The following is a 15,373-nucleotide window of genomic DNA, read 5'->3' as shown; positions in this document are numbered from 1 at the left end:
CTTCCGATTTTAATAGTTTTTTATCGTTTTACTATAATAAGTTTTTCAGCAATGACTTTACGTAATTCTTTTTTGCTTACTTTTCCTACACCTGTTTGCGGGAATGATTCAATAAATTCAATTCGATCTGGAATCTTATAAGCTGCTATACCACGTTCTTTTAAAAATATTTTCAATTCACTTACAGTTGGAGCTTGTCCGCGAGCTATAACAAATGCACAAGTACGTTCACCTAAATAATCGTCTGGCATAGATACAATTGCTACATCATGTACTGCATCATGTGCTAATAGATGATTTTCAACTTCTTCCGCAGCAACCTTCTCACCACCACGGTTAATTTGATCTTTATCTCTTCCTTCTACAACGATGTAGCCTTGTTCATTTACTTTTACAAGATCACCTGTGCGATAAAAGCCATCCTTTGTAAATGATCGTGCATTATGCTCTTCCGCTTTATAATAACCACGAATTGTGTATGGCCCTCGTGTTAATAAACTACCTACTTCACCAGGTTTTACATCGTTATCATTCTCATCAACAACCCTTACTTCATCGAATGTAGACATCGGTCTACCTTGTGTATGAATAATGATTTCTTCAGGATCATTTAATCTAGTATAATTTACTAACCCTTCTGCCATACCGAATACTTGCTGTAACGTACATCCAAATGTAGAGCGTATACGCTTCGCAACTTCGGCACTAAATTTCGCACCCCCTACTTGAAGAACTTGCAGGCTCGATAAATCGTTATTACGGGAAGATACAGCATCAAGCCAAATCATTGCTAATGGTGGAACGAGCGCTGTAATCGTAACTTTTTCTTTTTCTATAAGCGCAAATGCCTCATCTGGGCTACCTCCAGTTGCCAACACTACTTTTCCACCTGCATAGAAAGTTCCAAACGTTCCAGGAGAACTCATCGGATAGTTGTGTGCTACTGGAAGAACTGCCATATAGACGCTTTCTGCATTTAAATTACAAATTTCAGCGCTAACACGCAAACTATAAATATAGTCATCATGCGTTCTAGGAATTAATTTAGAAAGTCCTGTTGTCCCTCCTGATAATTGGAGAAACGCAACTTCACTTGGCTGAACTTCTGGTAATGGAACGGGATCCATGTAAAGTTCATTTATACTCACAAATTCTTCTTCTTCCCCTACTACGATTACATGTTGTAAAGTAGGCACTTTTTCTTTTACTTCTCTTGCTAGTTTTCGGTAATCAAAGCCAAGAGCCTTATCTGAAATAACGTAAGCACTCGCCTCACCAAACTCGCAAAAATAACTAATTTCACTACTTCGATGTGAAGGTAGTGCAAAAACAGGAAGCGCTCCAATTCGAAATAGTGCAAAACATATTTCGAAAAACTCTGTAATATTAGGTAGCTGAAGAACAACTCGGTCTTCTTGCTTTATTCCTAAATTCAGTAAACCTGAAGCTAAGCAATCTACCTTTTTATCAAGTTCACTATACGTTATATGCGTATTACCGCTTACAACCGCAATTTGATCTCCATATTTTTCAGCACGCTCTCTTAACACTCCGCCAAATGTTTCACCAAGCCAACATCCTTCTTCTCGGTAACGATCTGCAAATTCTTTTGGCCATTCCGTATAACCTGTTAACATTCTTTCTTCCCCCTATTTTTCATTCAACGTATTATCTCTTAACCCTAAAGCCTTCAACATTGTTTGGAACTTAGCTGATGTTTCTGCTAACTCATCTTCTGGTTTTGACTCAGCAACAACTCCAGCTCCTGCATATAAACGAAGTGTATTTTCTTGCACTTCAGCACAACGAATTGTAACAATCCATTCGCCATCTCCATTTAGATCGCTCCACCCTAACATTCCTGTAAAGAATTCACGGTCAAATGGCTCAATTTTTTGAATGGCCTCTCTTGCTTCTTCCATTGGAGTTCCGCAAACTGCTGGCGTAGGATGAAGAGCAATTGCTAATTCTAAAGAAGAAGTATTTGGATCCTTAAGTTCACCTTTCACTTCTGTAGACAAATGCCACATTGCTTCACTATGAATAACTGATGGTTTTTCTGGCACATGCAATGTATGACAGTACGGACGAAGCGCAGCAGCAACCGCTTCAACTACTACTGCATGTTCATGTAAATCTTTTGGTGAAGAGAGTAATTCCTCTGCTCTTCTTTTATCTTCAGCTGGATCGTCACTTCTTGGTCTTGAACCAGCTAATGGATTAGAAACGACTTGCATACCATTACGTGAAACAAGCAATTCAGGGCTTGCTCCAATTAATGTCTTATTGTTCTCGTTTTCATCTTTCGGTAAATTCACAGCAAATGTATAACCGTGCTTATTATGCTCTGCTAATTCGCGAAGTAGTTTTTGTTTATCAATCTTCTCTGAAGATTTAACATCTAACGATCTAGATAGAACGATTTTCTTTAAATCTCCGTCCTGAATTTTTTCAATCCCTTGCTTCACACCATTCATATATACTTCAGGAGCTGGAACCGGTGTCATTTCAAATGTCAGTTTCTCATTTCGTTTTATCTCATTTGTTGTCTCCAACTGTAAACGCTCAGTAATTCTGCAATATTCCGGTACAATAAGTTGAACTTCTTTTCTACGATCAAATGGCAAAGCACCAACAACGATAGGATTCGGATTTCCGGCTTGTTTTGCATTACTTAATACCGCTTGTACAAGCTCTGGAAAGCTTTCAATTTCATAATGTTTTACTGTAGTAAACTCTCCTTCTGTCAATATCGTTCGAGTTGGTGAAGCGAAAAAGAACGAAGATTCAGTCTTATAATCTTCTAATAATTTTTCTGACAGTTCCTTTACGGCTGTAAGTTCATTCATAGTATTAAAACCTCCTGAATTTTTTATTAAACTCCTAATGTAGCTCCGCCATCGACACATAAATTGTGCATTGTAATATGACTCGCTTTATCTGAGGCTAAAAACAATACTGCTTCAGCAATTTCTGAAGGTTGTGCAATTTTTTGTAACGGTATACCGAGTCTATATGTATTTTGAGAACCAGCAATTATATTTTCAGCTCCATTCTCATCAGCCCATAATAATCTTTGCATTTCAGTTTCAGTAGAACCTGGAGAAACTAAGTTGCAGCGAATATTATGTGCTGCAAGTTCTAACCCTAAACATTTCATAAACATCGTCGTTGCAGCTTTTGATGCAGCATATGCAGCCATCTCCATTCTCGGAGTATTTGCCGCATTTGAACCAACTGTAACAATTGCCCCTGACTTTCTTAACATCATGCGTTTACTTACTGCTCGGGCCATATAGAAAACTCCTGTAGTATTTACAGAAAATGTTTTATGCCAGTCTTCATCACTTAAAGAGTGAATCGCTCCCATTCGTAAAACTCCTGCGACATTTACTAATATATCTATAGGTGCTATGTCATTTTCAATTTGTTTTACTACCTCTTCAACAGCAGTGCAATCACTCACATCTAAATGAAATGTCTTTATACGTGTTTCGTATGATGCATAATGATTTAATAACATATTTAGCCCTTCTTCATTTTGATCAACTGCAATAACTGTAGCTCCTCTTTCTAAAAACATTTTTGCTACAACACTACCTATACCTTGCGCTGCACCTGTTACTAAAACGATTTTTCCATCAAATTCCCCTAGGCTCATTTCCTCTATCCTTTCATATAAAAATTAATCCAGTTTAACATCATAAATGATAACGATTTTCATTATCACTTATAATGTTAAAAATAATACACTTACTAAACTAATTGGTCAAGTGTACTTTTCATCAAATCAAACCTATTGATAATGATTTTCATTTTCTCTACCTACATCGAAATGATAATGTTTCTCAATATACTTGTCAATCTTTTTTTATTTTTCAGATAAAATATTTTTTACGTTTCTATGCCAGATTGCATCTATAAGCATTAAAACGTAATTTAAATAAAAATTTAATCCCTAATTCCTTATCATCTTTTTTGAAATTGAAAAAGATAACCTATAGATTTCTTCGCCCACAATACTTTATCAAAAATTCAAGTTTTTCTTTTCTCAATATTTTTCTGAAAATATTTTACTTTACATCTTGCATTTCTCAATGCATATCTTATATATAATCTAAGATTTTCATATATTATGCGTGACTCAATAATATTCCAATATAATCCAATTGAATATTTTAATAACTCTTTTATCAGTAAAATTCCATAAATAAAATAAAGTGAAACTTTAATCAGTGGGGGTTTTGTTCATCCCCCCACTGATTATTAGCCTTCACCAATCGGGCGTTTACGTGTAGCCCGACTCCCACCTAACTTCTTTGCTCTGCCTGAATTTTGAGGTGGGAGTTTTACTGCCCGCAAATAGCGGGATAAAGACCGGTTAGAGAAAAACTATTAAAATTAGTTCATAAAGAAAAAAGGAAAGTGGTTCGATATCCACTTCCCTTTCGTAATTTTATTATGTATCGGAAAAAAGCACCCTATTTTATAGGGTACTTTTTAGTTGCCTTAGTGCTATAGAAAATTTAAATACTTACGCTACACTGCGATACTCTTCTTCTTTTTCTTTTTTCTGATTAGGTGCTTGAATTAAAATTGCGATAATAAATGACACGACACATAATACACCGATCACCATGAAAGTTGGTTTGAACCCACCTAGAATTGCACCGATAAAGGAACCTGCGAGCGCTCCAAATCCAAAGCCTTGATACACAATTCCGTAGTTTTTACTATGATTTTTCATACCGAAGAAATCACCAACAATAGCTGGGAAAATAGTGATATTTCCACCAAAGCAAAACGCTACACTTGCTACACAGACGAAGTAGATACCATAATTTAAATCTACGAAACTTAGAACCAAGACTGAAGTCGCCATAGCAACAAAAGTACCAGTAACGATTTTTAAACGGCCGATTTTATCTGATAACGGTCCCAGAATGATACGACCCAATGTATTGAAGATTGCAACCATAGCCACCGCATTAGCTGCTGTTGCTGCGCTAAGCCCTACAAGTTGAACACCAATGTCTTTTACCATACCAATTAAGTATAAGCCACTCATACATGATGTAAATAGCATAATAAATAATAAGTATACTTGTTTTGTGCCTAGCATTTCTTTTGTTGTATATTCTTTAGTTTTTGTTTCTTGAACTGCACTTTGGTCAACAGCTTGATGGATCAAACAAGCACCGATTACTATCATAGCTGTAACAATTAAACCCCAGTATATAAACGCTTGCGATACACCAACTGAATCAATCAACATTGCGTTTATGTATTTGAATATTAGGCTACCTGTACCATATGCAGAAACAGATATACCGGCGATTAAACCTTTACGATTTGGAAACCATTTTATTAAATTGGATAGTGAAGTGATGTATGCTGTTCCATCTGCGTATCCTACAACAACTCCTGCTAGTACATAAAGCATTAATAATGAGGAAGCTTGTGAACTAAGCATTAATCCAATTCCTAATGCTAGTCCAGCTATCATAATAAGTTTACGAAGTCCCCATTTTTCTTGCAATTTACTCGCAAACAAAGTTGAAAATGCTAAAGAAAGGCTAGTAATTGAGAAAGTTATAGCAACAGCGTTAAGACTCCAACCGTATTTACTCACTAAGGGCTGATTGAATAAACTCCATGTATATATCGTTCCAAGCCCCATTTGTACTATGACTGTTCCAAGAACAACAAGCCATGGATTAACCGATGATTTTTTCATACCATCTCTCCTCCTCTTTCTATTTCAATGCTATTCGCTAAATATGCTTTTTTCATTTTCATTTTCGCCACCTCATTCGATTTAACAACTTCATTGTATAGGATGTTACCGATTATGTAAGCACTTACAAGACGGAGCGTCAAATATATGGAACCAGTTACATAAAACGAAGGGTGAAATACAAAAAACTGCTTGTTAAATACGTAGCAGCTTTTATAATGTTTTGCATCAGTACGACTTACGGGGGCTTTTACATCCTCTTTTACAAAAAAATTTATCGAATTATACCATGGCTGGACTTCAATATTTTGCTTACCCTATACAAACAAAAAACATCCTATTCTTATTTAACTCTTCAGCGTTTATAACATGTTGCGTCTGTATTTCTTGATACAAATCATTTAATAGTCTTGTAATCTGGCTTCTCGTTACAATGCTTGTAATCAAAAATCCCACCATTTCTACTTCCGTATATTTTGTTTTTCTAACGAAACATACAGAATTACAACGTTTTTTTACAATTTTCTACATGAAAACAGAAAATATATAATTCATTTACATAATGTTGCACTTTAATTTTTAGTAAACAACAAATATTTTATTGATAAATAAAACTAAACATTCACTAATATATCTATAAGTGGTTTAATATATATAATAAACAAACATTTCTGTCTTTTATAAGGAGGTACTATGAAAGCAAACGTAGGGGATACTATACTATTTCAACGAAATAACTTAAAGATCACAGCATCTGTACTAAAACTATACACTGAATCGGTCTTAGTTGAAGTTACAGATGTAAGCGGTGGTACTTTTGAATTTGACCGAACAATTGTAAATCATAAAAACTATAAAATTTTAAATACGAATACATAAAGTGAAACAAACAACACAAAATAGCCCCTGCTCACCAGCAGCGGCTATTTTATATGAAAATACTTCATTAGTTAATATATCCTAAAACACTTACAATCTTACTCGCTTTTAAATTATTAATGTGATAATAAATTTCTAAGCCCCTTCTCTCAGCTCGTAACACTTTACCTTTCATTTTTGATAAATGTTGCGAAACAGTCGATTGTGGAATATTCAGTAATTCTGTTAATTGTGTTACATTACAAGTTTTGCGTGCACTTAATTCATTTACAATTTGTAATCGTATTGGATGCGCCATTATTTTTAAAATATCCACATCTTCTTCAGTAACTAAACTTTTTTTTATCTCGCTCGTATATGTTGTCATAAGACATTCCCCTTTTATTTGAATTCATTTTTATTAAAATCTGCTTCTAAATAAAATGTAATTTCTAACATACAACCAAGACCTTTATATAGAAATAATAGGATTTTAATTATTTAAAAGCAGCAATGCTATGTAATTTTATTTATTTGGTACATATACATAATACAATTTCAATTTGTGCTGCATGTGAAGTTAGCATAAATTTATGGTGAAGATTCTTCATTCATTTATACATAAACTGATAGGACTTCTTCGTAGTTCATTTATTATTTCGATTGGCTTATTGTCTTTTATATAGATGCGAGGTATCCTTCTACTTAACATACAAGTAATCTCATAATTAATTGTACTTAATATATCTGCAACGCAATCTACACTTATTGATTCCTCGCCTTGATTACCATAAAAGACCACCTCATCCCCAACATGTATTGGCATGATTTTTGTTACGTCCAACATTAACTGGTCCATACAAATACGTCCTATAATAGGAACTTTCATACCTTTTATTAATACAAACCCTTTATTCGAGAGTTGCCTGCTGACACCATCCGCATATCCAACCGGTATCGTCGCAATCCATTCTTCTCCTGTCGCTGTATATGTTGCTCCATAGCTAACCCCATTTCCTTTTTTTACTTTTTTGATATGCGCAACTTTTGATTTAAATGTCAGGATAGGCTGTAACGAAATAGCTTCTTGATTGACATCTGCAGATGGATAGAGACCGTATAACGCGATTCCAAGGCGGACCATATTTCCTTTTGTTTCTCGCATATCAATTGTAGCAGCACTATTATTGGTATGAATCCATGGAATAGCAATTTGTAACTCTTCTGCTTTGCTTACGGCTTTTTGAAATACCTCTTGTTGCATGAGAGTATACATTTTATCCCTTTCATCTGCACAAGCGAAGTGCGTGTACATTCCTTCAACCTGAATATATTTTGTACACTTTAATGTTTGTAAAAACAATGTGACTTCATTAAGTTGTAAACCGAGTCGGCTCATTCCAGTGTCAATTTTAATATGGATGTACGCATTCTTTTCCATTTGTGAAGCAATCTCTTCTATAGCATGCAAATCCTCAATTGTATATACTGTCATGCTTAAATCATACGTAATTGCATCTACTATCGCTTCATACGGTGTGTATCCAAAGATTAATATTGGTACAGTTATACCAGCTTCTCTAAGTTCAATTCCTTCATCTACAAACGCAACTGCCAAGTGACTTGTGCCTGCCTCTATTACCGCCTTCGCAATCGGAACTGCCCCGTGTCCATAGGCATTCGCTTTTACAACTGTCATAATCGCTGTACCAAATGGAATAGCTTGTTTGTACTGTTGGAAATTACGTTGCAGTGCATTTAAATCAACTTCAATAATAGTATGTCTACCGTAGTTAACTTTCATAATTTATTTACCTCCTATATTAAGCTATCAAAAATGCTTTTCCTGAATAGCCAAGTTCATGAATCCGTAAAAATCATTAGTATTCAAACGAAAATCCGTCGGTTATTATTTTTTTAGTATTCCTTCAGTTATTTTTACCTCGTAACCTTCCGTGAGCTAAGATCGTTAAAAATCACATTCACTCTCACCCTCATATTTTTACATATCTTTACCTATCCAAAAAGGTACACACATTATGTATTTTTACAGTCTAGTGGTATGGTGGAGAGGTATAGAGATACCTCTTTGTAATACAATTGCTTTACGAAGTAATACTATATGAGTAATAAATATATCTACTGTATAAAAATATTCATAAGATGACGTCATGTCCTACAACTATATAATTTAACTATTCGTTTTTACGGTAATTCCAATGTATATTAAACATTTAAATGTAGTGATATTTAGTTTACGAATTGATAAGTAGGAGGCTGTTGTAAAGTAAATTACAAAAAGGGTATTTTAGTTAGTCTTATATGTGTATTTGTATTTTCATTAAGTGGTTGTAATTTTATCGATGGGTTTAAAAGCGGATTTGCTTCTAATACGGAAAAGGTAGAAAACCAGGAGAAAAAATAAATCCGTACAAAAAAGACGACATTTTATGTGTCGTCTTTTTTGTTTCAACTTTAAAGTGAACCCTCATTATTACTTTATTGCACCAAAGCCCGTCAGTCATTCCTTAGTTCAAAACCAGTAAAAGCTTACACTGTTTTCCATAATGATAAAGCATAAATCCAGTTTGGATCCCCATTTCCTTGGTAATTTTGGACAGCTTCATACACTTTCCCTTCGTGTACGACTCTATCTCCCTTTTTATATGCCTTCTTTGAATTCCACGCTTCGTATGAAGCGCTTTCAGTTTTTGTGGTAACTTTGAATACATCGCTTTGTGTTGATTCATTTCCAGCTACATCAACAGCTTTCACCGTATATTTATATGTAGTATTAGCAAGCAAATTTTTGTCCATATGAGAAGTAGTGTTGGATGTTCCAATTTTTTTCATTACGCCTGATATTTCTCTATAAATATCGTAATGGTCTACACCGTCATTATCGTCAGACGGACTCCACATCAGATCCACACTTGATGCTGTCGTTCCCATGCTGTGTAATCCTTTTGGCTGTGTAGGTGCTTTTGTATCAAGAATCGCTACTGATGTTTTCACTTTAACTGCCGTACTTTCTTTCGATACATTTCCAGCTGCGTCAATCGCTTTTACAGTATAAGAGTATTCAGTACTTGGTTGTAATTGTTTATCAATAAAATGAGTGCCTGGTACTGTGTCAATAATCTCTCCATTGCGTAGGACCTGATAACCTTTTACCCCTACATTATCCGTAGAAGCGGTCCATGCTAGTTCTACACTATTTGCTGTAACTTTTGTTGCCTCAAGTCCATTTGGATTACTTGGTGCTTCTGTGTCTGGTTTTTCATTATTGACTAGATTTACATCAATTACATTATAGAATGCATTTGCTGTATCAGCTACATCCCATACCGCTAAAATAACATGGTATCCACTACGATCAGTAGGTACGTTAATTTTGTGATTTAAATTGTTTAAAGCTGCAGAGCCATCATGTTGTACAGTTCCAATTGGCTCAAAGTCTGCTCTTGTTAGCGCTTTATTTGGATTCCAACCTTTTTTCGTAATATAGTAATGCCATTTGCTTGTTAAGTGAGGAGCTGTATACTTCCATGTGAACGTATTTTCTCCACCTGTTATCGTATTTTTAAACCAACGCTCTGTTGTTTGTTGATCCAAAATACCACCAAATTTCCCGCCTGCCGAAGCAATCAGCCCATCAACTGGGCCACCTTGTGGAAATCCTTTTGGAGCTTCTAAACTTTGAGGTTCATACATAATACTTTCGCAGTTCAAGTTCAGTGCGCCGTAAGTTGGGCTACATAAAGCAGAACGACTTCCAGGTTTTTCAACAAAACCGTGCGCATATGCATTTTGAGGAATGAGAGTCGTGCCTATGATTCCAGCCGTTAATGCAACGGCTCCCAGGCTTTTCTTGTTCATCTTCATATTTAGTAAGTGTTTTAAAATTCGATTATTCATGTTCGTATCCCCTTCTTGTTATACTTCGTAGTGTGATGAGGGCTTTGATGCAAAAGAATAACAATAAAGACACTTGTTTTGGAGAGTGCGTAAGAAACGCACACTTAATAATAAACGAATGTTCCATTCATTATTATTGAATATTTAACTTTATGGATATATCATGACATATAAACTACTAAAACTTGTGCATAAGTTGTGCAGAATCGTTGAACTTAATACTAACACTAGCTAAATATTAAATTCACTTAGATGCTTATACATACAACTTCTTCATTTTTAACACATGTTAGGCGTTTGTATATACTATTACAAAACACATTTTTATAAAGGAGGGAATCATATGCCTACAATGTTACAAGAAGAAGTTGAAGAATCACGAGAAACATATGTCAGTCGTATCATATTAGTAGGTGGATCAGCATTATTTTTAGCGGGTGGTGTTATATCGGCAATTTCTGCTTTTAAAACTTATAATCGATTATCACATACGCCGCCTACTTCAGATAACTCATAGTTCCTTATTTCATACAAACGCCGCCTCCAATAAGGAGACGGCGCTTTATTTATTATTTCACTAAATTTTTCAGTAATTAAATCTTGTTACTTCACCACAAACTTAGTCTGACTACACCCATCCTTCTGCTTCGTTACTTCTAATACAGCTGGCATTGCGTTTTTCAGTTCTTGAACGTGTGAAATTACACCGATAAATCGGCCTGATTTTTGTAAATCGATTAGGGCGTCAACTGCTTTCGTTAATGACTCTTCATCTAATGAGCCGAATCCTTCATCGATAAACATCGTTTCGATGGAAATACCGCCTTCATACGCTTGAATGACATCTGCCATTCCAAGCGCTAAGCAAAGTGATGCATTAAATTTCTCGCCGCCAGATAATGTTTTTACATCGCGTGTTTGGCCAGTGTATGCGTCATAAACATCTAATCCTAATCCACTTTGACGATTTCTCTTTTCAACTCGTTCGCTTCGTTTTAAATAAAATTGTCCGTTTGATAATTTACGTAATCGTTCGTTTGCAATTTGAACAATTTGTTCTAAATACTCAATTAAGATGTAACGTTCAAATGATATACGGCTTTCGTTATCACCTTTCATTACTTCATATAAATCAACAAGTTCTTGGAATGCTTTTTCTTCCTCATGAATTTGCTCATCGATACGTCTAATATTTTCATGTAAATCAGAAATATATGTTACAGCGTTTTGCGCACGTTGACGTTTTTCTTTAATGATATCGAGATTAATTTGTAATTCTGTTATGTGTTGACCTAACGCTGTAATATCCATATACTCTTTATCTTTTAATTCAGCATGTAACTCTTCAATTTGTTTTGCAAGTACTTCAAGAGATGAATAATAACTTTGAATTTCTTTTTGTAACATCTCCATCTCAGCATCATTTAATTTTGCTTCTTTATACGTGATTTGATCTGTAAATCCGCTTTGTTCAAGTTCTTTCATAAAGCGCGCAAAAGTATCTTCTTTCTTCAATTTTGCACTTTCAAATTGATTAGAAGCACCTTCCTGTTCTGCTTGAATACGTATATTTTCATTCTGCCAATGCTGATACGCTTCCTGCACTTTCTTCCATTCATCTTCCATTAACCTAAGTTGTTGCGTCGCTTGATCAAACTGGACTTTCCAAGCTTGTATTGTTTGTAAGCTGTCAGGAATATTTTTCTTATCATGTTCATATGACGTTCGAAGCTGTAAACACTCCATTTCTGTACGGTGCTGCTCTGTTTCTACCTCACGCTTTTGTTTCTGAAGCACATCTACTTTTTCTTCTATGCTTTTTATATTCACAGCAGTTTGCTTACGCGTTTCTTCGCTTGCTTTTAACGTATTTACTTCCGTTACTAATTGTTTTCCTTTTTGAACAAGTGCATTGTATGTTTCAGCTAATTCTTCCGAGCGATAGCCTCGCTGCTTAACCTCTTCTATTACCTGTTCATATTGAAGATGATAGAAATTCCATTTCTCCTCTAATTGAACATGTAATTTTTCGGCAATATTCTTCTTGTCTCTTAAATCATTTAACTCTTTTTCATCGATCGCATCACTTTGCTCTGTAGCTTTTTCCGGATGGTTCGTACTACCACATACTGGACAAGATTCGCCATCATGTAGATGAAGAGCTAATATACCAGCTTGTTCACTTAACCAGCGGCGTTCCATATTTTCATATGCGTTCACTGCCAATTGCATCTTATTATATGCCGCTACTTTTTCTTGCTCAAATTTTTGTTTTTCTTGCCAAACATCATATGCTTGCTTTAAAACTTTTGCATCTTCTCGCATATTCGTTAGTTCTTCTACTTTATCTACATATTGCTCAAGTGCTCGTTCTAATTGCTGTAATTCACTAGACATTAGCTGTTTTTGATTTGTATGCTCCTCTAATTGTCGGTCTAATTTTTGCATACTTTCCTTTAATTTCCCTAGTTGAATTTCTGCATTTTGTAAATTCAACTGTTTCTCAGCTAATGATGCAATAATCGGTTGTAACTCTTCTAATCTTTGAACAAGTTTTTTTGCATCTTCTCGCTCAGGTTCTTTATTCTTTACTGCTTCATATTTCACCTGAGCAAGTTCAAAACTATTCATTACATTTTCTTTTTTGGCGATAATTTGTTTTAACAAACTTTCAGCTTTCTGCTCATTTTGCATCGCTTCTTCGTGCCATTGTTCAAATGGTAATAAGCGCTTCGCCTGTTCCGCACGTTTAAAAGATCTTTCTTTCATTTCAATAACTGTACGATTTTCTTGTAAAGTATTATATTTCTCATTCTTTTGTTGTAAATCTGTAAACTTCTCATTTACAGATTTCGCTGCGTGAAAACGTGTTTCAGCATCCTTTAATTGCTTCGTTTGAACATCTTGTTCTACTTGTAGTTGCTCAACCTCTGCCTTATACGCAGCTGTTTCTTGTTCTAACGCTTCTACTACTTGATGCGTATTTACATGTTCTTGTTCTACTAATGTCTCTAATAATGCTCCATCGCGAATTGGCAATTTAAAAACATTACGGAAGTATAGCTCACGTTCTTTTTGTTTTTCTTGTAAGACGTCTTTCCATTGTTTACGCTTTTGATCTAATAACTCACGCATTAATTTATAACGATCTGTTTTAAAAATGCGGCGTAATATTTCTTCTTTATTTTCCGTTTCAGATGTTAATAATTTTCGGAACTCTCCTTGTGGTAACATGACAATTTGGCTAAATTGATGTTTACTTAATCCAATTAAATCTTCAACTTTTTTATTTACATCCGTTACATGAAAACGATCAACAGCTGGAACCTGCTCTTCATCAATCACTTCATATAATTCTACTGCATGTCCTGTGATCGTCTTGTTCCCTTGTTTTTTATGCCCAAGTTGTCGTTTTATTTCATAACGTTTCCCTTTTAACTGAAAGGTTAGTTCTACACTTGTATACACATTATCATCAGCAAATTGACTGCGAAGCATGCTCGTATCACTACGTTCTTCTCCGCTTGCCTCACCATATAACACATAACAAATCGCATCAAAAATCGTTGTCTTTCCGGCTCCTGTATTTCCAGAAATAGCAAAAATACGATGCTCACCAAGATCTTTAAAATCGATTACTTCTTTCTGTTTATATGGACCAAATGCGGTCATAATTAGCTGAAGCGGTCTCATCCTCGTTCACCTTCCCGTTCTTGCACTGTTTGCAAAACATCTAAAAATAGACGTTCTTTCTCTTCTGATAACTCTATCCCTTTCATTTCTTTATAAAAAGCTTTTAAAAGAGATAAATCATCTGTTTTATGTCTTGAAACAGTTACTTCATTTTCATCTGTGAACTCTCGTCTTTGAATAGATCTTTCAACATGCATTGCATTTGGGTATACAGAACGTATTTTTTCCATTGGCTGCAAGACAGGATTTTCATCTAATAATTTCACAAATACATAATCTTCATTTACTGGATGATGCAATAAATCGTCTATTTTTGCTTCTACTGTACGCATTTTACGACGTGGTGTAAGTAAACGTTTTTCAATTGTTGTTTCACCTTTTTCATCCAGTTCCACAATATAGTATCCTTTTTTATGTTTTTCTTCAGAGATAGAATATGCAAGTGGCGAACCTGAATAACGAATGGTCTCATTACGTACAAAATGCGCTTGATGTAAATGGCCAAGCGCCGTGTAATGAAACTTATCAAAATAATGGCTATTTACATATTCAGCACCACCAATTGAAAGTGGTCGTTCCGCATCACTTGTATTTTCCTCTGCCTCTCCCGAAGAAGTTACAAACGCATGTCCTACAAATACATGTCTCGCTTCTTTATCCATCGTTTCAGAAAGTTCATTCATAAAAATACGCATTGCATCATCATGAGAACGAACATCTTCGTTTTTCAATACATGTCTAACTATGCTTGGATCCGCATATGGAACGAGATGGAAGTGAACCTCGCCATATTCATCATTTAATATAATTGGCTCATATGGAAATTGAAATTGCCCCACAATAAATAATCCTTGTTTCTTCATTAAACTACTTCCAAAATGAATACGATCTGGACTATCATGGTTTCCTGCAACTGCAATAACTGGTGTTTGTAAATCAATCACTATTTTTTGTAAAACATCATTTAATAAGTCTACTGCTTCCGTAGGTGGAATTGCTCGGTCATATAAATCCCCTGCAATAATTACGGCATCTGGTTTTTCTTCTTCAACAGCTTGTACAAACTGATCTAATACAATCTTTTGATCTTCAGTCATATACACGCCATGAACAAGCTTTCCTAAATGCCAATCCGCTGTATGAAATAACTTCATAGTTTCCTGCTCC

11 protein-coding genes are annotated in these 15,373 nt (G+C 35.1%); 2 read left to right on the top strand and 9 right to left on the bottom strand.

Annotated elements, in window-relative coordinates; translation table 11 throughout:
• Positions 1 to 20: 20 nt before the first annotated feature.
• The 4 genes from KPL75_RS25520 to KPL75_RS25505 form a co-directional block, all read right to left on the bottom strand.
• Positions 21 to 1,637, bottom strand: coding sequence for a (2,3-dihydroxybenzoyl)adenylate synthase (locus tag KPL75_RS25520; protein ID WP_219918336.1), 1,617 nt, complete (start codon positions 1,635 to 1,637; stop codon positions 21 to 23).
• A gap of 12 nt (positions 1,638 to 1,649) precedes the next feature.
• Positions 1,650 to 2,849 carry an isochorismate synthase DhbC gene (gene dhbC / locus KPL75_RS25515; RefSeq protein ID WP_219918335.1) on the bottom strand — a complete coding sequence of 400 codons (1,200 nt, stop codon included), beginning with the start codon at positions 2,847 to 2,849 and terminating at the stop codon, positions 1,650 to 1,652.
• A gap of 26 nt (positions 2,850 to 2,875) precedes the next feature.
• Entirely contained in the window at positions 2,876 to 3,661 is a 786-nt protein-coding gene (dhbA, locus tag KPL75_RS25510) for a 2,3-dihydro-2,3-dihydroxybenzoate dehydrogenase (protein ID WP_219918334.1), read from the bottom strand.
• An 873-nt stretch (positions 3,662 to 4,534) separates the two neighbouring features.
• Entirely contained in the window at positions 4,535 to 5,737 is a 1,203-nt protein-coding gene (locus KPL75_RS25505) for an L-lactate MFS transporter (RefSeq protein WP_219918333.1), read from the bottom strand.
• 693 nt (positions 5,738 to 6,430) lie between these two features.
• Between KPL75_RS25505 and KPL75_RS25500 the strand changes: the two genes are divergently transcribed.
• Positions 6,431 to 6,616: a YkvS family protein gene (locus KPL75_RS25500; protein ID WP_002136198.1), complete on the top strand. Its 186-nt coding sequence runs from the start codon at positions 6,431 to 6,433 to the stop codon at positions 6,614 to 6,616.
• A 67-nt stretch (positions 6,617 to 6,683) separates the two neighbouring features.
• On the opposite strand, the gene KPL75_RS25495 is transcribed toward KPL75_RS25500, so the two are convergent.
• From KPL75_RS25495 to KPL75_RS25485, 3 genes are all read right to left on the bottom strand, one after another.
• Positions 6,684 to 6,983, bottom strand: a complete 300-nt coding sequence (locus KPL75_RS25495) for an ArsR/SmtB family transcription factor (RefSeq protein ID WP_219918332.1) — start codon at positions 6,981 to 6,983, stop codon at positions 6,684 to 6,686.
• 219 nt (positions 6,984 to 7,202) lie between these two features.
• Positions 7,203 to 8,399, bottom strand: a complete 1,197-nt coding sequence (alr, locus tag KPL75_RS25490; protein ID WP_219918331.1) for an alanine racemase — start codon at positions 8,397 to 8,399, stop codon at positions 7,203 to 7,205.
• A 746-nt stretch (positions 8,400 to 9,145) separates the two neighbouring features.
• Complete coding sequence (locus tag KPL75_RS25485) at positions 9,146 to 10,513, bottom strand: lytic polysaccharide monooxygenase (RefSeq protein WP_219918330.1); 1,368 nt, start codon at positions 10,511 to 10,513, stop codon at positions 9,146 to 9,148.
• A gap of 343 nt (positions 10,514 to 10,856) precedes the next feature.
• Between KPL75_RS25485 and KPL75_RS25480 the strand changes: the two genes are divergently transcribed.
• On the top strand, positions 10,857 to 11,030 hold the full coding sequence (locus KPL75_RS25480) for a hypothetical protein (RefSeq protein WP_219918329.1): 174 nt from the start codon (positions 10,857 to 10,859) through the stop codon (positions 11,028 to 11,030).
• Between the two features lie 86 nt (positions 11,031 to 11,116).
• Here KPL75_RS25480 and KPL75_RS25475 read toward each other — a convergent pair whose 3' ends face one another.
• Positions 11,117 to 14,206 carry an AAA family ATPase gene (locus KPL75_RS25475; RefSeq protein WP_219918328.1) on the bottom strand — a complete coding sequence of 1,030 codons (3,090 nt, stop codon included), beginning with the start codon at positions 14,204 to 14,206 and terminating at the stop codon, positions 11,117 to 11,119.
• Entirely contained in the window at positions 14,203 to 15,360 is a 1,158-nt protein-coding gene (locus KPL75_RS25470) for an exonuclease SbcCD subunit D (RefSeq protein WP_219918327.1), read from the bottom strand. Before KPL75_RS25470 ends, KPL75_RS25475 begins: the two co-directional genes overlap by 4 nt.
• Positions 15,361 to 15,373 lie beyond the last annotated feature (13 nt).

Origin of the sequence: Bacillus sp. NP247 (assembly GCF_018966865.1) — a bacterium.
In the GTDB taxonomy this organism is placed as follows: Bacteria; Bacillota; Bacilli; order Bacillales; family Bacillaceae_G; genus Bacillus_A.
The sequence above is the reverse complement of the archived record's forward strand: the minus strand, read 5'-3'. Positions and strand labels throughout refer to the sequence as shown.